Origin of the sequence: Brevundimonas sp., assembly GCF_003248455.1 — a bacterium.
GTDB lineage: Bacteria > Pseudomonadota > Alphaproteobacteria > Caulobacterales > Caulobacteraceae > Brevundimonas.
In genome coordinates, this window is sequence record NZ_QFNM01000013.1 from 38811 (window position 1) to 64088 (window position 25278).

The 25278-nt window shown below is 71.9% G+C and carries 22 protein-coding genes; 18 read left to right on the forward strand and 4 right to left on the reverse strand.

Annotated features, from left to right (window positions below; translation table 11 throughout):
- Positions 1 to 123 precede the first annotated feature (123 nt).
- The 13 genes from DI624_RS06645 to DI624_RS06705 all read left to right on the forward strand — a co-directional run bounded on the left by DI624_RS06645 (position 124) and on the right by DI624_RS06705 (position 13191).
- Positions 124 to 2103 carry a TonB-dependent siderophore receptor gene (locus DI624_RS06645; protein WP_291536875.1) on the forward strand — a complete coding sequence of 660 codons (1980 nt, stop codon included), beginning with the start codon at positions 124 to 126 and terminating at the stop codon, positions 2101 to 2103.
- Positions 2104 to 2110: 7 nt separating this feature from the next.
- A complete protein-coding gene (cobD, locus tag DI624_RS06650) occupies positions 2111 to 3088 on the forward strand; it encodes a threonine-phosphate decarboxylase CobD (RefSeq protein ID WP_291536876.1) in 978 nt (325 codons plus the stop codon).
- A complete protein-coding gene (cobO, locus tag DI624_RS06655) occupies positions 3085 to 3696 on the forward strand; it encodes a cob(I)yrinic acid a,c-diamide adenosyltransferase (protein WP_291536877.1) in 612 nt (203 codons plus the stop codon). The genes cobD and cobO overlap by 4 nt, the downstream gene beginning before the upstream one ends.
- Positions 3696 to 4577 carry an ABC transporter substrate-binding protein gene (locus DI624_RS06660; RefSeq protein WP_291536879.1) on the forward strand — a complete coding sequence of 294 codons (882 nt, stop codon included), beginning with the start codon at positions 3696 to 3698 and terminating at the stop codon, positions 4575 to 4577. Before cobO ends, DI624_RS06660 begins: the two co-directional genes overlap by 1 nt.
- Positions 4574 to 5560 (forward strand): iron ABC transporter permease, encoded by a 987-nt coding sequence (locus DI624_RS06665; RefSeq protein WP_291536881.1) that lies wholly within the window; start codon positions 4574 to 4576, stop codon positions 5558 to 5560. Before DI624_RS06660 ends, DI624_RS06665 begins: the two co-directional genes overlap by 4 nt.
- Complete coding sequence (locus DI624_RS06670) at positions 5557 to 6327, forward strand: ABC transporter ATP-binding protein (RefSeq protein ID WP_291536884.1); 771 nt, start codon at positions 5557 to 5559, stop codon at positions 6325 to 6327. The genes DI624_RS06665 and DI624_RS06670 overlap by 4 nt, the downstream gene beginning before the upstream one ends.
- A complete protein-coding gene (gene cbiB, locus DI624_RS06675) occupies positions 6320 to 7252 on the forward strand; it encodes an adenosylcobinamide-phosphate synthase CbiB (RefSeq protein WP_291536887.1) in 933 nt (310 codons plus the stop codon). Before DI624_RS06670 ends, cbiB begins: the two co-directional genes overlap by 8 nt.
- A complete protein-coding gene (locus DI624_RS06680) occupies positions 7240 to 8724 on the forward strand; it encodes a cobyric acid synthase (protein ID WP_291536889.1) in 1485 nt (494 codons plus the stop codon). Before cbiB ends, DI624_RS06680 begins: the two co-directional genes overlap by 13 nt.
- Positions 8721 to 9731, forward strand: coding sequence for a nicotinate-nucleotide--dimethylbenzimidazole phosphoribosyltransferase (gene cobT, locus DI624_RS06685; protein WP_291536890.1), 1011 nt, complete (start codon positions 8721 to 8723; stop codon positions 9729 to 9731). Before DI624_RS06680 ends, cobT begins: the two co-directional genes overlap by 4 nt.
- A 1-nt stretch (position 9732) precedes the next feature.
- Positions 9733 to 10503 (forward strand): adenosylcobinamide-GDP ribazoletransferase, encoded by a 771-nt coding sequence (cobS, locus tag DI624_RS06690; RefSeq protein ID WP_291536892.1) that lies wholly within the window; start codon positions 9733 to 9735, stop codon positions 10501 to 10503.
- A complete protein-coding gene (locus DI624_RS06695; protein ID WP_291536894.1) occupies positions 10500 to 11015 on the forward strand; it encodes a hypothetical protein in 516 nt (171 codons plus the stop codon). The genes cobS and DI624_RS06695 overlap by 4 nt, the downstream gene beginning before the upstream one ends.
- Before the next feature lie 71 nt (positions 11016 to 11086).
- Complete coding sequence (locus DI624_RS06700) at positions 11087 to 11515, forward strand: TadE/TadG family type IV pilus assembly protein (protein ID WP_291536897.1); 429 nt, start codon at positions 11087 to 11089, stop codon at positions 11513 to 11515.
- A complete protein-coding gene (locus DI624_RS06705; protein WP_291536901.1) occupies positions 11512 to 13191 on the forward strand; it encodes a TadG family pilus assembly protein in 1680 nt (559 codons plus the stop codon). Before DI624_RS06700 ends, DI624_RS06705 begins: the two co-directional genes overlap by 4 nt.
- Positions 13192 to 13198: 7 nt before the next feature.
- On the opposite strand, the gene DI624_RS06710 is transcribed toward DI624_RS06705, so the two are convergent.
- Entirely contained in the window at positions 13199 to 14554 is a 1356-nt protein-coding gene (locus DI624_RS06710) for a M23 family metallopeptidase (RefSeq protein ID WP_291536904.1), read from the reverse strand.
- A 318-nt stretch (positions 14555 to 14872) separates the two neighbouring features.
- Here DI624_RS06710 and DI624_RS06715 point away from each other — a divergent pair, with 318 nt between their 5' ends.
- Positions 14873 to 18106 carry a YdbH domain-containing protein gene (locus DI624_RS06715; RefSeq protein ID WP_291536906.1) on the forward strand — a complete coding sequence of 1078 codons (3234 nt, stop codon included), beginning with the start codon at positions 14873 to 14875 and terminating at the stop codon, positions 18104 to 18106.
- Positions 18107 to 18197: 91 nt separating this feature from the next.
- Entirely contained in the window at positions 18198 to 18515 is a 318-nt protein-coding gene (locus DI624_RS06720) for a DUF1318 domain-containing protein (RefSeq protein ID WP_291536908.1), read from the forward strand.
- A gap of 306 nt (positions 18516 to 18821) precedes the next feature.
- Here DI624_RS06720 and DI624_RS06725 read toward each other — a convergent pair whose 3' ends face one another.
- Positions 18822 to 19946 (reverse strand): DNA cytosine methyltransferase, encoded by a 1125-nt coding sequence (locus DI624_RS06725; protein WP_291536930.1) that lies wholly within the window; start codon positions 19944 to 19946, stop codon positions 18822 to 18824.
- Positions 19947 to 20037: 91 nt separating this feature from the next.
- Between DI624_RS06725 and DI624_RS06730 the strand changes: the two genes are divergently transcribed.
- On the forward strand, positions 20038 to 20496 hold the full coding sequence (locus DI624_RS06730) for a hypothetical protein (protein ID WP_291536910.1): 459 nt from the start codon (positions 20038 to 20040) through the stop codon (positions 20494 to 20496).
- Between the two features lie 4 nt (positions 20497 to 20500).
- Here DI624_RS06730 and DI624_RS06735 read toward each other — a convergent pair whose 3' ends face one another.
- Positions 20501 to 21313: a LytTR family DNA-binding domain-containing protein gene (locus DI624_RS06735; RefSeq protein ID WP_291536911.1), complete on the reverse strand. Its 813-nt coding sequence runs from the start codon at positions 21311 to 21313 to the stop codon at positions 20501 to 20503.
- Between the two features lie 119 nt (positions 21314 to 21432).
- On the opposite strand from DI624_RS06735, the gene DI624_RS06740 reads away from it, so the two are divergent.
- Complete coding sequence (locus tag DI624_RS06740; RefSeq protein WP_291536912.1) at positions 21433 to 21993, forward strand: DUF2306 domain-containing protein; 561 nt, start codon at positions 21433 to 21435, stop codon at positions 21991 to 21993.
- Here DI624_RS06740 and DI624_RS06745 read toward each other — a convergent pair whose 3' ends face one another.
- On the reverse strand, positions 21994 to 22755 hold the full coding sequence (locus tag DI624_RS06745) for a TetR/AcrR family transcriptional regulator (RefSeq protein WP_291536913.1): 762 nt from the start codon (positions 22753 to 22755) through the stop codon (positions 21994 to 21996). It abuts the gene before it with no gap.
- 188 nt (positions 22756 to 22943) lie between these two features.
- On the opposite strand from DI624_RS06745, the gene DI624_RS06750 reads away from it, so the two are divergent.
- Positions 22944 to 25208 (forward strand): TonB-dependent receptor, encoded by a 2265-nt coding sequence (locus tag DI624_RS06750; RefSeq protein ID WP_291536915.1) that lies wholly within the window; start codon positions 22944 to 22946, stop codon positions 25206 to 25208.
- Positions 25209 to 25278 lie beyond the last annotated feature (70 nt).

A 25278-nucleotide genomic window follows, 5' to 3' on the forward strand; every position in this document is an offset into this window, starting at 1 on the left:
GGGGAATATCCCGAATGACGACGTCTGTTGGGCCGCGCTCGCGCGCGGTCGTGACGGGGCGCGTCCATGTCCCGTCGCGGCGTCGTGCGGCCGGCTCGTTGTCGAGCAAGGGATAGGACCCGCATGAGACCCGAACTTCATCTGAGCGCCGCCGCGGCCGCGCTGTTGCTGAGCGCCAACGGCGCGCTTGCCGAAACGCCCGAGATCGCCGCGGCGGCGACGGATCAGACCGATCCGGACCTGCTGGGCGACGTGGTCGTCACCGCCAACCGTTCGGCGCAAGCCGCCGATCGCGTCGGCCAGTCGGTCACGGTGCTGACCACCGCCGACATCCAGGACAGCCAGGCGGTCGCGGTCGCCGACCTGCTGGTCCGCACGCCGGGCGTCACCCTGTCGCGCAACGGCGGCGTGGGCGCCGCGACCTCGCTGCGCATTCGCGGCGCCGAGACCGACCAGACGGTGGTCGTCATCGACGGCGTCAAGCTGAACGACCCGTCCTCGACCGGCGGCGGCTACAACGCCGGCAACCTTCTGGTCGGCGACATCGCCCGGATCGAGGTGCTGCGCGGGGCCCAGTCGACCCTGTGGGGCAGCCAGGCCATCGGCGGCGTGGTCAACATCCAGACGGCCCGGCCCAGGCGTCCGCTGGAAGCCTCGCTGGACGCCGAGGCCGGAGAGCGCGGCACGCGATATCTGCGCGGCGGCGTCGGCGGGGCGGGCGAACGCGCGGTCTGGCGCCTGGCGGCGTCGCACTTCGCCACCGACGGCTTCTCGACCTTCGCGCGCGGGACCGAGGACGACGGCTATGAGAACACCGGCCTCAGCGGCAGCCTGAATCTGAAGCTGGCCCAGGACCTGTCGCTGGACCTGCGTTCGGTCTATTCGGACGGCCGGGTGGATATCGACGGCTTTCCGGCGCCGACCTATGCGTTCGGCGACACGCGCGAATACGCCGAGACCAAGGATCTGGTCGCCTATGCGGGCCTGAACTTTGGCCTGCTGGACAACCGCCTGTCGAACCGGATCGGCTACGCCTACACCCGGACCGACCGCCAGAACTTCAACCCGGACCAGGCGGTCACGACCCTGACCTTCGACGCCCAGGGGAAGAACGAGCGCTATGAATACCAGGGCGTGTTCGACATCCGCCAGGGCTGGGTCGCCACCTTCGGCGCCGAGCACGAGGACAGCGAATTCCGTTCGGCCTCGCCCTCGGCCTTCGCGCCCGATCCCACGCCGGCGCGGGCCTCGGTCGGCATCGACGGCGCCTATCTGCAAATTCAGGGCGAGGTGATCGACGGCCTGACCCTGACCGGCGGCGTGCGTCGCGACGAGCACGATACGTTCGGCGGCAAGACCCTGGGCCAGGCGGCCGTCGCCTGGTCGCTGAACCAGGGCGCGACCGTGCTGCGCGCCAGCTTCGGCCAGGGCTTCAAGGCCCCCAGCCTGTATCAGCTCTACAGCGAATACGGGAACACCGGTCTGGCGGCGGAAGAGGCGGACGCCTGGGACGCCGGCGTCGAACAGCATCTGTTCGATGGCCGTCTGATCGTTTCGGCGACCTATTTCGACCGGGATACGACCAACCAGATCGACTATGTGTCCTGCGCCGCCTCGGCGACGCCGGCGGCCCAGCCGCTGTGCTTCGTCAACAGCGTGCGCCGGTTCGGCTATTACGACAACACCGCCAAGACCCAGGCCAAGGGCGTCGAACTGGCGGCGGCGGCGTCGCTGGGGCCGGTCGAGGTTCAGGCCAACTACACCTATACGGACGCGACCAACGAGACGCCGGGCGCCAACTTCGGCCGGCGGCTGGCGCGCCGCCCGGAGGAGGCCGCCAATTTGTCGGCGACCTATGTCTGGCCGTTCCGCCTGTCGACCACGGTGGCGGTGCAGTATGCGGGCGAAAGCTTCGACAATGCGTCGAACAGCACCCGGCTGGAGCCTTACACCCTGGTCGATCTGCGCGCCTCCTATCCGATCAACGCGACGCTGGAGGTCTATGGCCGCGTCGAGAACGTCGGCGACGAACACTATGAGACGACGCGCAACTACGGGGTCGCCGGTCGCGGCGCCTTCGTGGGCGTGCGGGCGCGCTTCTAGGGCTGAAATGACCGGCGCCGTTCCGCATGGCGGGCGACTGGGGCAGGCGCAGGCGGATCATCCGCTTGCGCCCCGGCCCTGGCTCGACCTGTCGACGGGGATCAATCCCCACGGATGGCGCCGGGGACGGCCGGCGTTTTCGGCTTTGACGTCTCTGCCGGACCCGGCGGATACGTCGGCGCTGGAGGCGGCGGCCGCTGCGGCCTTCGGCGTGGCGGCCCAGGGGGTGGTCGCGGTGGCGGGGGCCGAGGCGGGGTTGCGGCTGTTGCCTGATCTCCTTGACGTGCGCCATGCGGCGGTCGCCTCGCCCACCTACGGCAGTCACGCCGACGCCTGGCGCCAGGCCGGCGCGACGGTCCAGGCCGTGGCGCGCGCCGACCTGTTTCGCAGCGACGCCGAGGTTTTGGTGGTGGTCAATCCCAACAATCCCGACGGGGCGGCGACGCCGGGCGCCGAACTGGTCGCGGCGGCCGAGGGGCGCTGGCTGATCGTCGACGAGTCCTTCGTGGAGACGCGGCCGGAGATCAGCGCGGCCGCCCTGGCCGACGATCGCACGGTCGTCCTGCGCTCGTTCGGAAAATTCTACGGCCTGGCGGGCGTGCGGCTGGGCTTCGTCGTCTGCGCGCCTGCGCTGGCGGTCGATATCCGGCGCCGCATCGGCGACTGGCCGGTCGGGGCCGACGCCATCGCCCTGGGGCGCGCCGCCTATGCGGACGGGGGATGGGCGGCGCGAATGCGGATGCGGCTGGCGCGCGAGGCGGCGCGGCTGGATCGGCTTCTTGCCGCGCACGGGTTCGAGATCGCGGGCGGCGCGGACCTGTTCCGGCTGACCCGGTGCGCGGACGGGACGGCGCGCGCGCGGCGGCTGGCGGGGCAGGGGGTTCTGGTGCGAACCTTCGATCACGACCCGACCCTGATCCGCTTCGGCCTGCCGGGGGCCAAGGACTGGCGGCGACTTGAAACCGCCCTGGAGATGTCGCGATGACCGACGAGACCAAGACCGACGCCGAACACGCCGAGGCGATGAAGGCGCTTCAGGCCGAACGGCGCGAGCTGATGCGCTCCAAGACCGAGGAGCGGGGCCTGCTGATCGTCAACACCGGCGACGGCAAGGGCAAGTCCACGGCCGGCTTCGGCATGGTCGCGCGCGCCCTGGGCTGGGGCCAGCGGGTCGGGGTGGTGCAATATATCAAGGGCAAGTGGATCACCGGAGAGCGGCAGTTCTTCCGCAACTTCCCCGACCAAGTCCGTTACGAGGTCATGGGCGAGGGCTTCACCTGGGACACCCAGGACCGGGCGCGCGACATCGCGGCGGCCGAGGCGGCCTGGGCGATTTCGCTGGAGATGATCGCCGATCCGACGCTGGACCTGGTGCTGCTAGACGAGCTGAACATCGCCTTGCGTTACGACTATCTGGACATCCATGCGGTGGTGGCGGGGCTGACGGCGCGGCCGCAGGGCAAGCACGTCTGCGTCACCGGCCGCAACGCCAGGCCGGAGCTGCTGGCCGCCGCCGATCTGGTCACGGAGATGACCCTGGTCAAACATCCCTTCGACCAGGGGGTGAAGGCCCAGCGGGGGATCGACTTCTGATGACCATCGACCGGCGAGGGCTGTTGGTTGCAGGGCTGGCGATGACCGCCGGATGCACGCCTGCGCCGGTCGCGCGGCCTCCGTCCACGGCGAATGCGGAGGGGCGGCCACGTCGCGTGGTGTCGCTGAACCCTTGTCTGGATGTCATCCTGGTGCAGGTCGCCGACCGCGACCAGATCGCCGCCCTAAGCCACTATGCGCGCGAGGACTACGGCTCGACCATCGCGCCCCTGGCCCGGACCCTGCCCTTCACCTACGAGACGGCCGAGGAGGTGATCGCCCTTCGCCCCGATCTGGTCCTGACCGGGCGGCATTCGTCGCTGGCCACCCGCAACGCCCTGGATCGGCTGAAGATTCCCGCCGCCCTGTTCGGCGTGCCCGACACCGTCGCCGAAAGCCTGGCCCAGGTGCGCGAGATGGCCGCCGCCGTCGGGCATCCCGAGCGCGGAGAGACCCTGGTCGGCCGCATCGAGGCGGCCCTGGCCACCGCCGCCCCGCCGCCCGGAACTCCGCTCCTGTCGGCCCTGGTCTTCATGCCCGGCGGCTTCGCCTCCGGCCCCGGCACCCTGATGGACGAGATGATGCGCCGCGCGGGCCTGATCAACGCCGCCGGCCGCTATGGCCTGCGCCGCACCATGAACGTGCCGCTGGAACAGGTCATCGCCGATCCGCCCGATGTCCTCCTGTCCGGCGAACCCTATCCCGGCGCGCCCAGCTGGGCCGAACGGGTGATGGAGCATCCGGCCCTGTCGCATCTGGCGGGCGGAATGAACCGGGCGACCTTCCCCGAGCGGCTGCTGTTCTGCGGCGGCCCGGTCCTGATCCAGACGGCGGCGGCCCTGGCCCGGGCGCGCGACGACGCATTGGCGAGCCGAAGATGAAACCTGTCAGCCGACCCCTTCTCTATGCGGGTCTTGTCGTCCTGCTGCTGATCCTGTCGGGGGCCAGCCTGATCGCCGGCAAGGTCTGGGTGCCCTGGACCGCCTGGATGTCTCCAGACATCGACCCGCGCTGGGCCATCGTCTTTGAACTGCGTCTGCCGCGCACGATTCTGGGCGTCGCCGTCGGCGCGGCTCTGGGCCTGTCGGGCGCGGTGCTGCAGGGCTATACGCGCAACCCCCTGGCCGATCCCGGCGTGCTGGGCGTGTCGGCGATGGCGGCCCTGGGGGCGGTGCTGACCCTCTATTACGGGGTGACGGCCGTGGCGCCGTGGGCCCTGCCGGTCGCGGCGATCAGCGGCGCCCTGATCGGGGTGGGGGTGTTGATGGCCCTGTCCGGTTCGGCCTCCAGCCTGGTCACTTTCATCCTGGCCGGGGCGATCCTGAACATCCTGTCCAGCGCGGGCGTGTCCCTGGCCCTGTCGCTGGCGCCCAATCCCTGGGCGGTGAACGAGATCGTCGACTGGCTGATGGGATCGCTGGCCGACCGCAGCTTCGAGGAGGTCAGGACGGCCCTGCCCTTCATCGTCGTCGGCTGCGGCCTGTTGCTGACCCTGGGCCGGGCGCTGGACGCCCTGACCCTGGGCGAGACGGGCGCGCGGTCGCTGGGCGTGTCCATGCCGCTGACCCGCTGGACCCTGGCCCTGGGCGTCGGGCTGGCGGCGGGGGCCAGCGTGGCGGTGACGGGCGTGATCGGCTTCGTCGGCCTGGTCACGCCGCATCTGCTGCGGCCGTTGGTCGGGGCGCGGCCGGGCGCGCTTCTTGTGCCCGGCACCCTGGGCGGGGCGGTCATCGTCCTGGCCGGCGACGTCCTGGTGCGCCTGACCCCGGCGGCGGGCGAGGTCAAGCTGGGCGTCGCCATGGCGGCCGTGGGCGCGCCCTTCTTCCTGGTCCTGTTGCTGCGTCTGAGGAGGACCGTCGCATGAGCGTCCTGGCCTGCCGGAACCTGTCGGTCGTCATCGGTCCGACCCGCATCCTGTCCGACGTCGCCCTGGACATCGCCGTGGGCCGGGTCACGGCCGTCGTCGGTCCCAATGGCGCGGGCAAGTCCACCCTGCTGTCCTGCCTGGCCGGGCTGCGCGCGCCGTCGTCCGGCGCGGTCGCCCTGGACGGCGAGGCCCTGGCGGCGATGAAGCCGCGCGCCCGCGCCCGCCGCATCGCCTTCCTGCCCCAGACGCCCGAGATCGCCTGGTCGGTCGAGGCGCGCACCCTGGTCGAACTGGGCCGCACCCCCTTCGTCGGCGCGCGCGGCCAGACGGCGGCCGACCGCGCCGCCGTCGATCGGGCCATGACCGCCGCCAACGTCTCGGCCTTCGAACGCCGGATCGTCGACACCCTGTCGGGGGGCGAGCGCGCCCGCGTCCTGATCGCCCGCGCCCTGGCCGGCGAGCCCGAATGGCTGTTGGCGGACGAACCGCTGACCGGCCTGGACCCGGCGCACCAGATCGACGCCGCCGCCCTGTTCCGCCGCCTGGCCGACGACGGGGCGGGCGTGGTCCTGACATTGCACGATCTCAGCCTGGCCCTGCGGCTGGCCGACCGGATCGTCGTCCTGGCCGAGGGCGGGGTGCTGGCCGACGATCCGCCCGAGACGGCCCTGACGCCCCAGGTGTTGCGCCGGGCCTATGGGGTGGAGGCGACCGTGGCCCAGGGCGCCGGCGGGCCGCTGATAGACGTCGTCCGCCGTGCTTAGGCGCCGCGCCCGGCTGGCCCTGGCGGCCCTGGCCGGCGAGGCGGCCGTGGGCTATCCGCAAGCCCTGCACCGCGTCCTGCCGCATCCGGTGGTCGGCCTGGGCGCCCTGATCGACGCGGGCGAGCGGCGGTTGAACCGACCGGATCGTTTGCCGTCTGAACGCCGGATCGCGGGCGTGGCGACGGTTGCGGCCGCGGCCGGGGTCGCCGCCCTGGCCGGCCTTTTCGCCGCGCGCCTGCCCGGCCCGGCGCCGGTGCTGGCCGCCACCCTGGGCCTGGCCCAGCGCAGCCTCCACGACCATGTCGCCGCCGTCGCCTTGGCGCTGGAGGCGGACGATCTGGACGCCGCCCGCCTGGCCGTGGGCCGGATCGTCGGACGCGACACCGACGCCCTGGACGCCTCGGGCGTGGCCGCCGCCGCCATCGAGAGCCTGGCCGAAAGCTTCAACGACGGGGTGGTCGCCCCCGCCTTCTGGCTGGTCGTCGCGGGCCTGCCGGGCCTTTACGCCTACAAGGCCGTCAACACCGCCGACAGCCTGATCGGCCACAAGGAGCCGCGCTGGCGCGATTTCGGCTGGGCCGCCGCCCGGACCGACGATGTGATGAACCTGGCGCCCGCGCGTCTGGCCGGGGCGCTGATCGCGGCGGCGGGCGGACGGAGCGCGGGCTGGCGCGTCATGGCCCGCGACGCCCGTCGCCACGCCTCGCCCAACGCCGGCTGGCCCGAGGCGGCGATGGCGGGCGCGCTGGGGGTTCGTCTCGGCGGCCCGGTCGCCTATGACGGGGTCATGACCGAACGTCCGACCTTCGGCGAGGGCCCGGCGCCGACGCCCGGCGATCTGAGGCGCGCGCTGGACATCCATGTCCGCGCCTGCGGCCTGCTGTGGGCGGCGGTCGCCGTCGGGGGACGCGCATGGCGGCCCTGATGATCCAGGGCTGCGGCTCGGACGTGGGCAAGTCGGTGCTGGTGGCGGGCCTGTGCCGCCTGTTCGCTGATCGCGGCTATGTCGTGCGTCCGTTCAAGCCCCAGAACATGAGCAACAACGCCGCCGTGACCGAACCCGACGCGACAGGGCGGCGGGGCGAGATCGGTCGCGCCCAGGCGCTTCAGGCCGTCGCCTGCCGCACCCCCCCGACGGTCCACATGAATCCGGTCCTGCTGAAGCCCCAGAGCGATGTCGGCGCCCAGCTGGTCGTGCGGGGCCAGGTCGAGGCCAGCTATCCGGCCATGGCCTATCAGGCGCGAAAGGCCGCCCTGCTGGCGGTGGTGCTGGACAGTTTTCGTCGGCTCGAAGCCGAGGCCGATCTGGTCATCGTCGAGGGGGCGGGCAGTCCGGCCGAGATCAATCTGCGCGACGGCGACATCGCCAACATGGGCTTCGCCTTGGCCGCCGGCGTGCCTGTCGTCCTGGTCGGGGACATCGACCGGGGCCATGTCATCGCCGCCCTGGTCGGCGCCCAGGCGGTGCTGGAGGCGGCGGACGCCGCGGCGATCAAGGGCTTCATCGTCAACAAGTTCCGCGGCGACCCCGCCCTGTTCGACGACGGACGGCGCTGGATCGAAACCCGCACCGGCTGGCCCGACCTGGGCCTGGTCCCCTGGCTGGCGGCCGCGCGCCGCCTGCCGGCCGAGGATGCGGTGGTGCTGGACACGCCGGTCGGGGGCGGCGCGCCTCGGCTGAAGATCGCCGTCCCCGTCCTGCGCCACATCGCCAACTTCGACGATTTCGACCCGCTTCGGGCCGAACCGTCGGTCGATCTGACCTATGTTCCGCCCGGAGCCCCGCTGCCCGGCGACGCCGACCTGATCGTCCTGCCGGGCTCCAAGGCGACCCTGTCGGACCTGGCCTTCGTGCGCGAGCAGGGCTGGGACATCGACATCGCGGCCCATGTGCGGCGCGGCGGCCGGGTGCTGGGCGTCTGCGGCGGGTTCCAGATGCTGGGCCGCAGCGTCGCCGATCCCGACGGGATCGAGGGTCCGCCCGGATCGACGCCGGGCCTGGGCCTTCTGGCCATCGACACCGTCCTGACCGGGGACAAGGTGCTGGCGCCGTGTCGCGGCCTCACGCCCGGCGGCGCGGCTTACGAAGGCTTCGAGATGCATATGGGACGCACGACCGGGCCGGGGCTGGCGCGGCCCTGGCTGCGGCGGTCGGACGGGACGGGCGAGGGGGCGATCTCGGCCGACGGCCGCGTGTTCGGCGCCTATGTCCATCGGCTGTTCGACAGCGGTCCGGCCCGCGCCGATCTTCTGTCCGGCCTGGGCGCGGCCTCTACGGCGCTGGATCACCGGCTGCAGGTCGACCAGGCCCTGGACGAGATCGCCGCCGTTCTGGAAACCCATCTGGACGTGGCGGCCCTGGCGCGGCTGGCGGGCCTTGGAGAGTTGCGATCATGAGCGAGCCTTTCCCGACCGAAGCGGCCGTGCGCGCCGGGCTGGACGCCCAGGCCCGCCCGCCGGGTTCGTTGGGCCGGATCGAGGATCTGGCCGTCGAGCTGGCCCTGATCCAGCGCACCGCCACGCCCCGCGCCGATCGGATCGCCCTGCTGATCTTCGCCGGCGATCATGGCCTGACCCAGGACGGCGTCTCCGCCTATCCGGCCGACGTCACCCCGGCGATGGTCGCCACCTTCCTGGCCGGGCGGGCCACGGCCAACGCCTTCGCCCGCGCCGTGGGCGTCGAGACGACCGTGATCGACGCCGGGGTCGCCGCCGACCTGTCCCATCCCGCCCTGGTCGACGCCAAGACGGGCCGGGGCACGAAAAACGCCGCCCGCGAGCCGGCCATGACCCCGGATCAGGCGCGCCTGGCCCTGGCGCGGGGCGCCGAGCAGGCCAGGGCCGCCCTGGATCGCGGCGCCGACATCCTTGCGCTGGGCGAGATGGGCATCGGCTCCACCGCCTCGGCCGCCCTGCTGATGCACCGGCTGGCGCCCGCGCCGCTGGACGACTGCGTCGGGGTCGGCACGGGCCACGATGCGGCGGGGTTGGCGCACAAGCGGGCGGTGCTGGCGCGGGCCGCCGGACGCTCCGACGCGACCGAACCGCTGGAGGTGCTGCGCCAGTTCGGCGGCTATGAGATCGCCATGATGGCCGGCGCCATACATGGCGCGGCGGATCGCAATGCGCCGGTGATCGTGGACGGTTTCATCTGCACCGCCGCCGCCCTGGTCGCCGTGCGCCTGAGGCCCGAGACGCGCCGCGTCTGCCTGTTCGCCCACCGTTCCGCCGAGGCGGGCCACGGCCGGATGCTCCAGGCGCTGGACGCCCGGCCGCTGCTGGACCTGAACCTGCGGCTGGGCGAGGGAACCGGCGCCCTTCTGGCCGCGCCCTTGGTCCGCGCCGCCGCCGCCCTGTTGTCCGATGTCGCCAGCCTGGACGACGTCATGGCCGGCCGTCTCTGACGTGGCGCGCCAGATCGCCCTGTTCCTGACGGCCCTCCAGTTCCTGACGCGCATCCCCGTGCCGGCGATCCCGGGGTTCCAGCCCGACTGGACCGCCCGTTCGGCCCGTTATTTCCCCGTCGTCGGGGCCCTGGTCGGCGCAGTATCGGCGGCGGTTCTGGCCGGGGCGTCCCAGCTCTGGTCGGGCCCGGTTCCCGCCGTCCTGGCCGTCGCCGCCGCTATCGCCCTGACCGGGGCCTTTCACGAGGACGGGCTGGCGGACAGCGCCGACGGCCTGGGCGGCGGCCAGACCCCGGCGCGACGGCTGGAGATCATGAAGGACAGCCGCATCGGCACCTTCGGCGCCCTGGCCCTGATCCTGTCGGTGGCGCTGAGGATCGGCGCGCTCCAGGCGATGGCGCACGCCCTCCCGCTCGCGGTCGCAGCCCTGATCGGCGCCAATGGGGGCGGGCGCGGCGCGGCGGTCCTGATCATGGGGCTGGCGCCCTACGCCGGCGACCGCGACCGGACCAAGGTCAAGCCGACAGCCGACGGCGTGACGGGCCGCGAGACCTTCGTCGCCCTGGCCTTCGCCGCCCTGGCGGTCGCGCCCTTGGCCTTGGCCGCTCCGGGCGCCGCGATGGCCGCCGTGATCGCCGGCGCCGCCGGCGCCGCCTTCGTCGCCCTTCTGGCGCGCAGGCTGATCGGCGGCTGGGTCGGCGATGTGCTGGGCGCGGCCGAACAGGCGTTCGAGATCGGCTTTCTCTTGGCCTTGGCGGCGGTCCTGGCGTGAGGATCGTCGTCGCCCCCCTGCACGAGGTCGAGGCGGCGATCCGCCGGTGGCGGCCCTCGCATCTGGTCAGCCTGGGGTCGCCGGGGGCCGAGGCCTTTCCGGCGCCATCCGGCGTGTCGCGCCTGGCCCTGACCTTTCACGACATCGTCGAACCGCGCGAGGGGCTGCAGGCCGTCACGCCGGGCCAGGTCGCGGACCTTCTGGACTTCGCCGCCGCCTGGCCGGGTCAGGCGCCCCTGCTGATCCACTGCTGGGCGGGGGTCAGCCGTTCCCCCGCCGCCGCCTACGCCGTCGGCTGCGCGGTCGAGGGGCCGCCCGCCGCTTCGGTCCTGGCCGCCCGCCTGCGCGCCGCCGCCCCTTTCGCCACCCCCAATGCGCGGCTGGTCGCCCTGGCCGACGACCGGCTGGGCGGCGGCGGCGCCCTGACCCGCGCCATTGGAGACATCGGCCGGGGCGCGGAGACCGCGACCGGCGCGACCTTCGTCCTCGAGCTTTCCGCCAACCGCCGCTGAGGCCGCCTTCGGCGGATACGATCTCTTAACCGCGCAGGAATACAACCAATACGAGTATTGACGAGGTTGGCATGACGCGGCGCGGTCCCATCTCATGCGATAGGCTCAGGACGCGAGAGGGGGCGGCGGCGGTCGAGTTCGCCCTGGTCGGGCCGATCCTGATCCTGCTTCTGATCGGCATCGTCGTCTATGGCGGCTGGTTCCTGACGGCCCAGACGGTCCAGGCCGTGGCGTCGGAAGGCGCCCGCGCCGCCATCGGGGGACTTGACGCCGCCGAGCGCGAGACCCTGGCGCGCGGCGAGGTCGCGACCGCCGTGCGCGGCGTGGCCCTGGACCCCCGGCGGACAAGCGTCCAGGTCGCCGAGGAGGCCGGTCGCCTGCGCATCGTCGTCGCCTATGACGCCAGCGACAGTCCCCTGATGCTGATGGGCGGAATGCTGCCCCGCCCGCCGGCGGTCATCCGCCGCGCGGCCGTGGTCCAGGTCGGCGATCCGTCGTGATCCGCGGCGCCGCCCGGCTTCGCCTGGTCCGCTTCCGTCGGGATCGGGGCGGCGCGGTCGCGGTGATGGCCGCCGTGGCGGGCGGGCTTCTGTGCCTGTTCACCGCCGCCGTGGTCGACCTGGGCGTCCTGGCGCTGCATACGCGCCGGGTCCAGGGCGCAGCCGATCTGGCGGCCCTGTCGGCGGCGCGGGTCCTGGAGCGGGGCGAGGCGCCGGCCCGCAGCGCCGCCGATGGAACGGTCCAGGCCAATGTCTCGCCCGAGGCGGTGGTCGCCGTCTCCACCGTGCTGGGCGTCTACAGGCCCGACCCCGGGATCCCGCGCAACCAGCGCTTCCAGCCCGGCGGGTCCGCAAACGCCGCGCGGGTCGAGGTGGCCAGTCCCGCGCCCCTGTTCTTCGCTCCCCTCCTTCTGGGGCGGGATCGGGTCGTCGTCGTACGCCGCGCCGTCGCCGCGCGCGTCGGCGGCGCCCCGCCCAAGGCCATGATCTCCATCGGCTCGCGTCTGGCGCGGCTGGACGGCGGCCTGGTCAATCAGCTGCTGGGCGCCCTGACCGGCTCCAAGGTGTCGCTCAGCCTGATGGACTATCGGCGGCTGATCGACCTGGACGTCAATCTGCTGGGCTTCACCGACGCCCTGGCCGTCGATCTGGGGGTCGAGGTCGGCGACTACGACCGGCTGCTGGCGACCCAGGTCGATGCGGGCCGGGCCTTGAAGGTTCTGGAGGCGCTGGCCGGCGGGAAGGACGGCGGGGCGCTGGGGCGGCTGGCCTCGGCCTCGGCGGGGGTCGAGGTGAAGCTGGGCGATCTGATCGGCGCGGATGTTCAGGCGCCCGACGGCCTGCGCCAGGGGCTGGACGCCTCGGTCTCGGCCCTGGACCTGGTCATGGCCCTGCTGGAGGTCGGCGCCGGGCCGCGCCAGATCGCCCTGGACCTTGGCGTGCCGGCGGGCCTGGCGGACCTGAAGACCACCCTGGCCATCGGCGAACGCCCGAACCGTTCGCCCTGGCTGACGGTCACGGCGGACGGCCGGCCCGTGATCCGCACGGCCCAGGCGCGCCTCTATGTCCGTGCACGGACGGCCCAGTCCCTGTCGGGCCTCGCGCGCGTCGAACTGCCCATCCTGATCGACCTCGCCGCGTCGGAGGCTCGGCTGAAATCCCTGTCCTGCGATCCGGCGCGGTCGGTCGAGGTCGATGTGCGGCCGGGCCTGGCGCGCGCCTCCATCGGCGTGGTGGAGGAGGCGCGGCTGCACGACTTCAAGACCGCGCTGGTCCCGCGTCAGGCGACCCTTCTGTCGGTGCTGGGCCTGGTCTCGGTCGCCGCCAAGGCCGACATCGAGGTCGCCGACGCCGGTTTTCGGCCCCTGCGGTTCGATGCGGCCGACATCCAGGCGCAGCAGATCAAGACCATGACGTCGCGCGGCCTGGTCGGCGGCCTGGTCGCCAGCCTGCTCCAGCGGCTGGAGGTGACGGTGAACGTGATCGGCCTCGGCCTGGGTCTGGGCGACCTGACCAAGGCCCTGGGCTTGCTGCTGACGCCGCTGGGGCCCGTGCTGGACGGGGTGCTGAACCCCGTCCTCGACCTGCTCGGGCTGAAGCTGGGCGAGGCGGACGTCGCCGTCCATGGTCTGTCCTGCCCGGACCAGCAGCGCGCCACGCCGCGCCTGGTCGGCTGAGGCGGATTCAGCCGCGCGCGGGACGCAGGCCCTCGGCCGAGGCCTGCTGCAGGGCCGGCCGCTTCTGGCCGCCCGAGGCGATGATGCGGTCGATGCGGCTCTTTTCGGCGCGGAAGGCGGCCAGGTCGGCGCCGCTCAGCTCGGTGCCTTCCTGGGTGCGCACGCCCGCCGGATTGATCCGCTGGCCGTTGCGCCACAGTTCATAGTGCAGGTGCGGACCCGTCGAGGCGCCGGTCGAACCGACATAGGCCACGATCTGGCCCTGGCTGACGCGTTGGCCGGCGCGGATGCCCGACCCGTAGCGCGACAGGTGGCCGTAGCCGCTTTCCAGCCCGTTGTTGTGGCGGATGCGCAGCCAGTTGCCGTAACCGCCCCAGCGGCGCGCCTCGACCACCACCCCGTCGGCGGGGGCCACGACGGGCGTGCCGGCGCCGGCGGCGAAGTCGATGCCCTGGTGCATCTTCTTGAAGCCCGAGATCGGATGGGTGCGGAAACCGAAGTTGGAAGAGACGCGGCGGAAGCTTTGCAGCGGCGTGCGCATCATGGCCGAGCGCAGGTTCTTGCCGTTGGCGTCGAAGAACTGGGCCTCCTTCGCGCCCGCCGGCTTGAACCGATAGAAGGTCACGCCGCGCAGTTCGGCGTACATCAGGTCGCCGACATTGACCGTGCGGCCCGCCTCGGTCACGTCGCGGTCGAAGACCATGGTGAATTCGTCCGAGGCGCGGATGTCGCGCTGCATGTCGAACTTGGTGGCGAACAGGCGGCTGGCCGCACGGACGATGGAGGCGGTGGCGCCCAGGTCGCGGGCGCTGGCCGACAGGCTGCGTTCCACGTCGCCCTTCAGCACCACGGTCTCCTGGGTGACTTTCTCCTCCAGCGAACGCAGGCGCAGGGCGCCGTCGAAACTGCGCGACACGGTCAGTTGCGACGCCGGGCCGGTGCGCATGGTCAGGCCGATCAGGCGGGCGTCGCCCCGGCCGTCGCGCGGCTTGGCGATGGCGGTCTCGAACTTCAGGCCCGCGCGCAGGTCGGCCAGGTCGAAGGCGTTGGCGACGGTGGCGGCGACGGCGCTGGCCTCTTCGGGGGCGACCCCGGTGCGGGCGACGGCCTGTTCGAAGGTTTCGCCGCGGCGAATCTGGACGGGAACGGCTTCCGGCGCGGTCAGGCCGGCGGGAGCGTTGGCGGCGGCGAAGGCCCGGGCCTCCATCGCGGCCATCTGGGCCGAGGTCAGGGCGGGAACTTCTTCGGCCTGCGCGGGTTGATAGGCTCTGCCGGCGATCATCGCCACCGAGATCGCAGCCACAGCGGTAAGTGCATGCGGCGCCAACCGCATGGGCTGGCGGCGTGGGTCGAACTGAGCCATCGGTCCCCGTCGTATTGCGACGCCAGGCGGCGCCAAAGCCTTACTCGTTCTCGAAGTCCGCGCCCATCGCCCGTGGCGCGAAAGGCGGTCGTATAGCCTGCTCGTCTCACTTTGGGAAGCAGACTGTTACAAAGGGTTAACGCGGCGCTTACCCTGTCGCGATTCTTCACGACCGGATAAAGCGTCGCCGCGCCCCTTTCCGGCCCAGCTTGAAGGTCATGCAAGGTTCGGCGTTCGGCCTGCGCTTTGATCTTGTGCTGGGGATCAGGATGGCGATGGTGGGCGCCACGCCGTTTTCGAAACTGCCGATCGACCCGTTTGACCGACGCCACGCCACAGACCGCCGCATCCGCGCCCCAGCCGGCCCGTCCGCGCCGGCGCGTTCGCCTCGTCGCGACCGTGATCCTGGTCGCGATCCTGCTGATCGGCGCGGCGGCGGCCCTGCTTTACCTGAACCGCCGGGCGGTGGCGCGCGAGGTGCTGGTGGGCTGGCTGGACCAGCGCGGGGTTCCCGCCGATGTCGAGATCGAACGGATCGAGCTGGACGGTTTCGTCGGCCGCATCCGCATCGGCGATCCGCGCAATCCCGATGTGACGGTCGAGCGGGCCGAGGTCGATTACGCCGTCGCCCTGCCGTGGTCGAAGACCGGCCTGGGCGTCGCGCCCAGCCGCATCCGCCTGGTCCGCCCGGTGGTGCGCGCCACCTGGAAGGGGGGCAGGCTGTCGCTGGGATCGCTGGATCCGCTGGTCGAGGAATTCACCGGCGGCCCGCCTCGCCCGGACCAGCGCGGCCCCCTGGTCGTCGTCGAGGGCGGCCGCGGCCGGCTGTCCACCGAATACGGGACCGTCGATCTGCTGGCCGACGCGCGGATCGACGACGGCAAGCTGATGCGCCTGGCCGCGCGCCTGCCCGCCGGCGCCCTCAAGAGCGGCGATGTGGAAGCTTCGGGTCTGTCCGCCGTCCTGGACCTGACCACGACCGGCGACCGCGTGGCCCTGCGCCTCGACGCCGCCGCCGATCGGTTCCGCACCCGCGCGGCCCAGGGCCGGGGCGCGATCCTGAACCTGACCGGCGACCTGCCCTATCCCGACCTGAAGACCCGACGCGGCGACGGTCGCGCCGTGCTGGACGCGCGTTTGACCGGCGACCTGCTGGGGTCCCCGTCCGTTCGAGCGCGCGACGCCGAACTGACCGCCCGGTTCGACGGCGCCGTCTCGGGGTGGATCGAGACCTTCCGGCTGGACGGCGCGGCCGACGCCCGCCTGGCCGTCCGGGCGGTTCAGGGCGCCGGTCTGGACGCCGCCGCAGCCGTCGTCACGGCGGCCAGGGCCCAGGTCAGGGTCTCGCGCGACGACGCCCTGCGCTGGAGCGTTCAGACGCCGCTGTCGCTGACGGCCGCCTCGGCCCGCTTGGGCCAGACCCAGGTGCGGAACCTGGCCCTGTCGTCCGGCGGCCTGACCCTGGGCGGCCGGGATGCGGCCTTGGAGGCGACCGGCCCGCTGTCGGCGGCCTTCGACCGTTTCGGTTTCGGCGACCTGGCGCTGAAGCGCGGCCGGGCCGACTTGGACCTGGACATCGTCAGCGACGGGGCCGTCCGTATCGGCGCCGAAGGCTCGCTGCGCGCCGCCGACGGCGCCTGGCCCCTGTTCGGCCCGGCCGGACGCGACGACATCGTCGAACTGGGTCGGATGAAGCGCGCGCTGTCCGCCTTCGCCGTGAACGCGCCCGCGGTGCGCTTATCGACCGGCTCGGCCGGGACGATGATCGACCTGACCCGCCCGGCGACGCTCACGCCCGCCAATGGCGGGCTGCTGACGATCGCGCAGGGGGGAGGCGGCGCCTATCGGGCCGAGCCGGGCCGGCTGGGCGGCGGCGCCCTGACGCTGACGGCGACGCGCGGCGAGGGCCTGCCGGAACTGGCGGTCGCCGTGCCGGACTGGCGCCTGACCGAAGGCGGGTTCGAGGCGACGCTGGACGGCCGCGCCCGGCTGGATTTCGACCTGGCGCGGGGCCTGGACGCCAGGACGCGCGGCGTCCTGGCCCTGGCCGCCGGCCGCCTGACCTATACGACCCGGGACTGCGTGGACCTGACCGTCGAACGGCTGGAGATGGACGAGAACGACGTCCATCGGGTCGCGGGCCGCCTGTGCCCCGAGGCCGGACCCTTGCTGACGTCCAAGGACGGGGTCTGGCGCGTGGCGGCCGGCTTCGACCGGCTGACGGCCCAGGCGCCCTTCCTGGGGATGCGGTTCGCCGACGCCTCGGGCCGCGTTGTGGTCGACGGGGCCAGGGCGGGCGTCGGCCTCAGGGCCAGCGTGGCGGACGCCCGGATATTCGACACGGCCAAGCCCGAACGGTTCGAGCCGCTGTCGGCCAGCGGCCAGGTCGCCCTGGCCGACGAACGCTGGAGCGGCGCCTTCGATTTGAAGGGAACGGGGCCGGCCGCCGCCTACGCCCTGGGGCGGCTGACCCTGGCGCATGACGGGCGCGTCGGCGCGGGCGGCGTCGCCGTTTCCGCGCCGAACGTCGCCTTCGCCGAACATGGCCTTCAGCCCGCCATGCTCAGTCCCCTGGTCGCCGACTTCATCCAGTCCCCTGTCGAGGGTTCGGTCGGGTTCGAGGGGCGTTTCGACTGGACCAAGGACGCCGAGCCGACCTCCAGCGGCCGTCTCAGCACCCCCGGCCTGGATTTCGTCAGCCCCGCCGGCGCGGTGAAGGGGCTGAAGGGCGACATCGCCTTCACCAGCCTGACGCCCCTGGTCACGGCTCCGAACCAGCGGCTGACCGCCGACAGCCTGTCGGCCGGGGCCGAGGTCACGGCCCTGGACCTGACCTTCTCCATCGACCAGGCGGGCGTCGTCATCGACGGCGCCCGGTTCGTCGCCGGGGGCGGGACGGTCTCGGTCGAGCCCCTGACCGTGCCGCTGGACGCGACCCAGCCCTACAGCGGCGTGATCGTGCTGGACCGGGTGCAGCTGGGCGACCTGATCGCCGACAGCGGTTTCGACGACAAGGTGCTGCTGGACGCGGTGGTCTCGGGCCGGCTGCCCTTCATCATGGATCCCGAGAGCGGCCTGAAGATCACCGCCGGCAGGCTGGAGGCCGTCCAGCCGGGCCGCCTGTCGATCAAGCGCGAGGTCCTGACCGATGTCGCGGCCAGCGGCGGCGGCGAAGACGTGTCGGAAAACATGGTCGAGGACCTGGCCTATCAGGCGATGGAGAACCTGTCCTTCGACCAACTCAGCGCCGAGGTGAACAGCCTGGACGGCGGCCGCGTCGCGGTCCTGTTCCACATTCGCGGCCGTCACGATCCGCCCCGGCGCCAGGAGCTGCGCCTGACCCTGTCCGAGCTGATCAGCCGCAGCTTCCTGAACCGCAAGCTGCCCCTGCCGTCCGACACCCGGATCGACCTGACGCTGGACACGACCCTGAACGCAAACCAGCTGATCTCGGACCTGATGGCGGTCAATCGCGCCCGCCAGGGCCAGCAGGCTCAGGACGAGTCCGCCCCGCAGGCCGCCCCTGCACCCGTTCCGGCGGGGCGGCCATGATCCTGCGCCGGGATCGCCGCCATTCAGCGCGCGTTCACCCCTCGGCGTGCTATTCAGCCTCATCAACCTTGGCCGAACCGGAGCCTATGTCATGATCAACAAGCGCCAGTTGGCGGGCTTTGGCCCCATCGCCTTGGCTGGAGCCGCCGTCGTCGCCGTCTCGGCCTGCGCCCCCACCATCCGTCTGGAGGTCGCGCCGATCCAGATCTACGCCAAGCTGGACGCCGGCCTGCGCGCCGCCGTGGACGCCACCAACGCCGGCCGCCGCGCCGCCTACGCCCGCAGCGCCGCCGACGCCGGCACCTCGGCCGATGTCGCCGGCGCCCGGATGTTCGAGGCCCAGCTGCTGCCGCGCATCTCGTCCGGCCAATGGTATCGCAACGCCCAGGGCCAGTGGGTCCAGCGCTGACCTGAACCGTCGCCCTTGGGCGTGTCCCCAGAGGCGCGTCCTGGGGGCGTGACGGGCCGCCGCGACGAGACGATGGCGGAACGGGCGTCCCCGCCATCATATTTCGCGAAAAAAAAGACGCCTTTTCAGGCGTCTGTCTGGCGGCTTCGTCATCTTGCCTATCGGTGCGCGAGACCGGCGTATGATGTCGATCCGGTCTTTGACATCGCCATCCCGACTTGGACTCTTGGACTCGTTGGACTGTTTTTTTTCGGAGTCCAACTTCGCCCGAACGAACCGCCCTGATCCGGGCGCGGCCTCGCCGGTTCAGGCCGCCGCCCGGCCTCCCGCCAGGGCGGGCGCCAGCAGCCCCTCGGTCAGGGCGCGCACCGCCGGCACGGCCACCGCATCGCCCATCAGCTTCAGCGCCGCGCTTTCGCTGGGCGGCAGACGATAGGCGTCCGACACCCCCATCAGCCGCGCCGCCTCGCGCCCGGTCAGCCGCCGCACCCTGACCCGGCCCTGGTCGCACACCACCACATACTGCCGCGACGATCCGCCGGCCGGGGTCCGCAGGCAGCCGGCCAGACCGTCGAAACGGATTTCCAGCCGCTGGACCTTGCGGCCGTTCTCGACCCGCACACGGCGATAGGCGGCGCCGACGGCGCGCCGGCCCGACGCCAGGGCCGCCGCGATCCGCGCAAGGTGCAGCGGCGCCGCCAGCGTCAGGAGCGCCTCGGGATCGTCCAGCCAGGCGACCGCCGCGTCCGGCTCCAGCAGGGCGGCAAGGTCCAGGTTGCGTCGGGGCGGCTGGGGCAGGCGCCACCAGGCCCAGGCCGCCTTGACCGTCTCGGGCAGGCGGGCGTGGGCGGCGACCAGACGCGGCGAATGGAAGGGGCCGCCGGGTCCGCCGGCGCGCGGCGCTTCGCCCTTGATCGCGACCACGAACAGACGCGGCCGCGACTGGGGCAGCCAGCAGGCCGCGTCCATCTCCAGCGCCCCGACCGTATAGCCCGCCTGGGCCATGGCCGCGCAGACGGCCGCGAAATCCCGGCCCGTTTCGGTTTTCGGGCCAGACGTCAACAGGCCGATGACGTTCTCCAGCACCACCACGCGCGGCCCGCGCCCCTCGGCCGTCAGTCCTTCGACCAGACGCCAGAACCCCCAGAAGGCGCCGGACCGTCCGGCCTCCAGCCCGCCGCGCGCGCCGGCCAGGCTGACGTCCTGACAGGGCGAGGACGCCCAGGCCAGGTCCGGCCGTCCGGGCAGGTCGGCCGTCGTCAGGCCCCACACGTCCCCTTGGCGGAACGGCGTCCCCGGATGGTTGGCCGCAAAGGCCCGCGCCTTGGCCGGGTCCATGTCGTTGGCGAAGATGGTCTCGATCCCGGTCATGCCCAGGCCGGCCAGGCCCCCCCCGGCGAAGAACTCGTATGCGGTCGGGCGAATCGACATGGCGCCAGCATAACCCAGCGGCGCCCCTTGACCGAGGCCGTCCGGCTCCTCACCTGCGGCCCAGCTCAAGCCGTCCGTCGAGGAGACCGCCATGCGTCCCGTCCCGCTCGTCCTCGTCGCGTCCGCCGCCCTCGCCGGCCTGGGCATGGCGGGCTGCTATGACCGGAACGACGCCAAGCCCAAGGCGGCGCCCCAGCCTCAGGCCGCCGCCGTCCTGGGCGGGGTGGACCTGGGCAAGCCGGTGCGGGCGCTGGGGACCGAACCCTTCTGGGGCGTGGAGATCACCCCCGACGCCCTGATCTACACCCGCGTCGATCAACCGACGCAGCGCGCGCCCAATCGCGGGGCGACGGTCCAGGGCACGGTCGCGACCTTCGCCAGTTCGACCAATCTGAACCAGGCGCTGAACGTCGTGCTGATCGCCACCGAATGTTCCGACGGGATGAGCGACCGCACCTATCCGCTGACGGCGCGGGTCGAGATCGGCGCGGACACCCTCACCGGATGCGCGGCCCCGGCCGCACTGCTGACGGCCCGGCCCGCGCCCTGATCCGTCACCACCAGTCGGCGTCGCGCAGCATCCGGGCGTAGCGGCGGCTGACCGGCGCGGACAGTCCGCCCTCCAGCGTCAGGGTGGCCCGGCCGTCGCCGCGTTCGACGCCCCGCACGGCGTCCTTCGCCACCCACCAGCTGCGATGCGTCTGGGCGCCTTCCAGACCCTCCAGCTCCTCCACCGCATCGGACAGCCGCATCAGGATCAGGTCCGATCCCCGGTCGGTGTGGACGCGCAGATAATGGTCCTCGGCCTGGACCGCCCGGATCGTCGCGCCCTTCAGGCGCATCGGCAGCCGGTCCAGGAACCGGGCCGGGCGCGCCGGCGCGCTGGGCGCCGGGGCGTGGGTCTGCACCGGCCGGGCGCGCCCCAGGAAGACGTTCAGCGTCGTCACCGCCGCCGTCACGATCAGCACCGGCGCCACCAGCCGCGGCAGGGCCGCCAGCGGATACAGGCGACCGGCGAAGAACAGGCCCGTCGCCGCCCAGACCATCACGCTCAGCGGCCCGGTGATGACCGCCGTCAGGGCGGCGATGTTGAGCCACGGCCGCTCGTCCACGTCCAGGAACCGGCTGACCAGACCGCCGCACAGATGCCCCCACAGGCCGCCCGCCACCATCACCATCACCCAGTAGGCCAGACGCGGCCCGAACGGCGCGCCCGAGGTTCCGAACGCGCCCGTCGCGGCCAGGAAGACCCCGCCCGCCACGGCGACGACCAGCCCCCTGACGAAGGTGCGGCGACGGTCTGCGGCGGCGGAGGTCATGACGGCGGGCGGCTTTCGGCTGGCGGTCGGTTCGGGTCTTGAGACCATGATTTCCCGTTCGGCGAAAGCGGTGGGCGTTGGCGCAGTCCGCACGGCCGTTGGCGCAATCCCGGCTGCGGGCCGCCGGCGATCCTGCCACGACCCGAAAGAAAGGGAGAACCGTCGCCATGATCCGCCAAGGTCGCCAAAGCCGCCAAGGTCGCCCAAGCCGTCTGGGCCGTCTCGTCCCCGGCGCCCTGGCCCTGCTGCTGCTCGGGATTCCGATCGCCGGCTATCTGGCGCGCGACGACGGCCGGCTGTTCGGCCTGGGCGCGCGGGGGCTGCACGCCCCGCGCTGGGGCCTGATGCTGGCCGCGCCCGGCGCCATCCAGATCCATGTCGCGGCGGCCCTTGCGGCCCTGGCCATCGGCGTCGTCCTGCTGGCGGGGGTGAAGGGGAACCGGCTGCACCGGACCCTGGGCTGGGTCTGGGTGCTGGCCATGGGAACCACGGCGATCAGCTCCTTCTTCATTCACCGGCTGAACCCCGGCGGCCTGTCCCTGATCCATCTGCTCAGCGGCTGGACCGTGGTCGGCCTGCCGATGGCGGTCCACGCCGCCCGGCGTCATCGGGTGGCGGATCACCGGCGCGCCATGACGGGCATGTTCGTCGGCGGCCTGATCGTGGCGGGGCTGCTGACCTTTCTGCCCGGCCGGCTGATGTGGGCGATCTTCTTCGGCCCGGCCTGATCAGGGCTTTGGCGCCGACATCCCGGCCACGGCGCGGAAGCCGGCGGCGGCGAACCGCACCATATAGTCGCCCGCCGTCTCCAGGTCGCCGGACCGCGCCCGTCCGTTCGACAGCCGGTCCAGCCGTCCGGTCTCGCCCAGCGTCAGGGTCAGGGCGCCCGACAGATTGTGATAGCCCCAATACAGGTCGACCTCGCTGGCGTCCGGGAGAACCCGCGCGATCAGCTCGATCAGGCGGTGGATGGCCGGGTCGAAATAGCGGGCCATCGTCTCCCCGCCGAAGCTGGGGTTGGCGTTGGTCTGGGCCACCAGGGCGGCATAGTGTTTCCAGCCCGGCCCGCCCTTCAGCGACCATTCGAACGGCGGCCGCAGAAAGGCTTCCAGCAGCCCCTCCAGCGTCATGGCCTCGCCGGCGCCTTCCGCATAGCGGTCGATGGCGGCGACCCGGTCGGTGTTCCACACCTCGGCCCGGCGCAGGAAGACCGCGTCGAACAGATCGCGCTTGGCCCCGAAATAATAGTGGACCAGGGCGGTGTCCACGCCCGCCTCGCGCGCCACCTCGCGGATGGTCACGCCATAGAAGCCGTGTTTGGAGAACAGGTCCTCTGCCGCGTCCAGGATCAGGTCGCGGGTCTCGCCCGCCGCCTCCGCCTTGGCCTTGGGCGGGCGCCCCCGCCGGGCCGGCGTCGCGCCCGCCGGCTTGCGCCGTGCGGCGGCGACGGGGCGGGGGGACGAAACGGCGGCGTCGTCGGTCTTGCTCATTGGACGAGGCTAGGCGCGCCTCGGCGCCGGTGCAACGGCGCCACGTTCGTCGGCCAATGACGCCTTCGAATGACGCGACGTGAGCGCAGTGTTTGACAGCGGCGCGAAACCGGGTCAGTTTCCATGAAAATCATTGAACGCTGAATAAAAGCGTCCATCGGGCTGGAAACGACAAAGGGGTTTCGATCATGAAGCATCATGTGAAGTGCGCGCTGCTGGCCGGCGCGGCGTGGGGCGTGCTTGCGGGGGCTTCGGTCGCCCAGGAGTCCGGCCAGACCGAAGCGGCCACGGTCGAGGACATCGTCGTCACCGCGCGCCGCACCGAGGAATCGGCCCAGCGCACGCCGCTGGCCCTGACCGCCTTCTCGGGCGAAACGCTGGAGCGCACGGGCGCCCAGCAAGTCACCGATCTGCAGGGAGCCGTGCCGAACCTGAACCTGGTCCAGGGACGCGGCTCGTCAAACTCGACCAATATCTATATCCGCGGCGTGGGCCAGCCGGATGCGCTGCAGACCTTCGATCCGGCCGTCGGCGTCTATGTCGACGACGTCTACTACAGCCGCATCCGGGGCACCCAGTTCGACCTGCTGGACCTGGAGCGGGTCGAGATCCTGCGCGGGCCGCAGGGGACGCTGTACGGCAAGAACACCATCGGCGGCGCGCTGAAGCTGGTGTCGCGTCGTCCAGGCCAGGATTTCCGCGCCCGCGCCTCGGCCGCCTATGGCGACTATGACCAGATCGACGTCCAGGGCGCGGTGTCCGGGCCGATCGCCGACAACCTGGCCCTGGGCCTGTCGGCCCTGCATTCGGAGCGCGGCGGCTATGTCACCGATCCGGCGACCGGGGCGGAATATAACGACAAGAATTCGACCGCCGTCCGCGCCAGCCTGGCCTGGGATCCGGTCTCGAACATCCAGGTCGACCTGAACGCCGACTATTCGAAGGACGACGCCGGCCTGACGGTGGGCCAGCCGACCAATAATCTGACCTATCTCGGCTATGGCCTGGCCTATCCCGTGCCAACGCCGCTGCCGGAGTATAATTTCGAGACCCGCACCACTCCCGGCCTGCCGAACGAGACGCGGCTGGAAACCTGGGGGACCTCGGCGCGCGTGACTTGGGACCTGTCCGACGCCCTGGCCCTGAAGTCGATCACCGGCTACCGCGAGCTGCGCACCGACGACTATATCGACTTCGACGCGACCGAGCTGGAACTGGCCGACGCCCTGGTGGCGGTCGATCAGGACCAGGTCAGCCAGGAACTGCAGCTGACCTACGACAGCGGTCCGCTGACGGCGGTCGGCGGTCTCTATTACCTGAAGGAAGAAGTCGCTTCGCATCAGGAAAGCTATGATGACGCCCTGCTGGGTCCGTTGTACGGCGACGCCACCTTCCTGCGCCTGATCGACGATGCGCTGGAGACGACCTCCAAGGCGGCTTACGCCAACGTCAGCTATGCGTTGACCGACGCCCTGCGCCTGTCGGCCGGCGTGCGCTACACCGAGGAAGAGAAGGAGTACGCCCGGTCGACCTCGGTGGTCAGCAGCTTTCTGCTGGGCGGTTTGCCCGTCCTGAACACCACCTACGCCTTCGCCCCGCCGACCGGGACCTATGACGACACCTCGATCATGTTGTCGGTCGACTATCAGTTGAACCGGGACGCCATGGTCTATGCCCGTTACGCGCAGGGCTTCAAGTCGGGCGGGTTCAACGGCCGGGCCAATTCGGCGACCGAGGCGACCGAATACCAGCCCGAAACCGCCGACACCTTCGAGGTCGGGGCCAAGACCCAATACTGGGACAATCGCTTCCGCCTGAACCTGGCCGCCTTCATCACCAAGTACGACGACTTCCAGGCGCGTGTCTCGGGCATCGAGACGCCTCCCGGCGGCGGCGTGCCCACGCCGGTCCTGTCGGTCATCAACGCCGGCTCGCTGGACATCGCCGGGTTCGAGATCGAGAGCGTGCTGGTCCCCGTTCCGGGTCTGACCCTGGACGCCCAGGTCGGCTTCCTGGACGCTGACTACAAGGAATTCGCCGACGCGCGCTTCACCGCCTTCGGCGGCAGCCGAGCCTTTCAGGATCCGGCCTTCTCCCCGCGTTGGACGGTGCGTTACGGCGGCCAGTACGAATACGGCCTGACGGGCGGTTCGACCCTGACCTTCGGAGCGGCGGCGAAGTACCGATCGCGTATGGCGTTGGCGGTGGACAACACCCTCATCAACACCGCCACCGAACTGCCAGGCATGTATCAGGACGAGTACTGGCTATACGACGCCCGTGTCGTCTGGTCGGACCCGGCGGATCGCTACACGGTCGGCGTCTATGGCCAGAACCTGTCGGACGAGGTCTACAAGACCGACGCCCAGGAGTTCTCGTCCATCGGCAACATCCGCACCGCCTATTACGGCGCGCCGCGGACCTGGATGATCAAGTTCACGGCCAAATACTGACCCCGTGAACGGGTGTTCGACATGCGAGGGGCGGCGGTCCGACGGGCCGCCGCCCTTTGCTTTCGGGGCC

Bases quoted from the DNA above. Each gene is read 5' to 3' on its own strand.
- DI624_RS06645 (WP_291536875.1), top strand. From the start codon at position 124: ATGAGACCCGAACTTCATCTGAGCGCCGCCGCGGCCGCGCTGTTGCTG.
- cobD (WP_291536876.1), top strand. From the start codon at position 2,111: ATGACCGGCGCCGTTCCGCATGGCGGGCGACTGGGGCAGGCGCAGGCG.
- cobO (WP_291536877.1), top strand. From the start codon at position 3,085: ATGACCGACGAGACCAAGACCGACGCCGAACACGCCGAGGCGATGAAG.
- DI624_RS06660 (WP_291536879.1), top strand. From the start codon at position 3,696: ATGACCATCGACCGGCGAGGGCTGTTGGTTGCAGGGCTGGCGATGACC.
- DI624_RS06665 (WP_291536881.1), top strand. From the start codon at position 4,574: ATGAAACCTGTCAGCCGACCCCTTCTCTATGCGGGTCTTGTCGTCCTG.
- DI624_RS06670 (WP_291536884.1), top strand. From the start codon at position 5,557: ATGAGCGTCCTGGCCTGCCGGAACCTGTCGGTCGTCATCGGTCCGACC.
- DI624_RS06680 (WP_291536889.1), top strand. From the start codon at position 7,240: ATGGCGGCCCTGATGATCCAGGGCTGCGGCTCGGACGTGGGCAAGTCG.
- cobT (WP_291536890.1), top strand. From the start codon at position 8,721: ATGAGCGAGCCTTTCCCGACCGAAGCGGCCGTGCGCGCCGGGCTGGAC.
- DI624_RS06700 (WP_291536897.1), top strand. From the start codon at position 11,087: ATGACGCGGCGCGGTCCCATCTCATGCGATAGGCTCAGGACGCGAGAG.
- DI624_RS06710 (WP_291536904.1), bottom strand. From the start codon at position 14,554: ATGGCTCAGTTCGACCCACGCCGCCAGCCCATGCGGTTGGCGCCGCAT.
- DI624_RS06720 (WP_291536908.1), top strand. From the start codon at position 18,198: ATGATCAACAAGCGCCAGTTGGCGGGCTTTGGCCCCATCGCCTTGGCT.
- DI624_RS06725 (WP_291536930.1), bottom strand. From the start codon at position 19,946: ATGTCGATTCGCCCGACCGCATACGAGTTCTTCGCCGGGGGGGGCCTG.
- DI624_RS06730 (WP_291536910.1), top strand. From the start codon at position 20,038: ATGCGTCCCGTCCCGCTCGTCCTCGTCGCGTCCGCCGCCCTCGCCGGC.
- DI624_RS06735 (WP_291536911.1), bottom strand. From the start codon at position 21,313: ATGGTCTCAAGACCCGAACCGACCGCCAGCCGAAAGCCGCCCGCCGTC.
- DI624_RS06740 (WP_291536912.1), top strand. From the start codon at position 21,433: ATGATCCGCCAAGGTCGCCAAAGCCGCCAAGGTCGCCCAAGCCGTCTG.
- DI624_RS06745 (WP_291536913.1), bottom strand. From the start codon at position 22,755: ATGAGCAAGACCGACGACGCCGCCGTTTCGTCCCCCCGCCCCGTCGCC.
- DI624_RS06750 (WP_291536915.1), top strand. From the start codon at position 22,944: ATGAAGCATCATGTGAAGTGCGCGCTGCTGGCCGGCGCGGCGTGGGGC.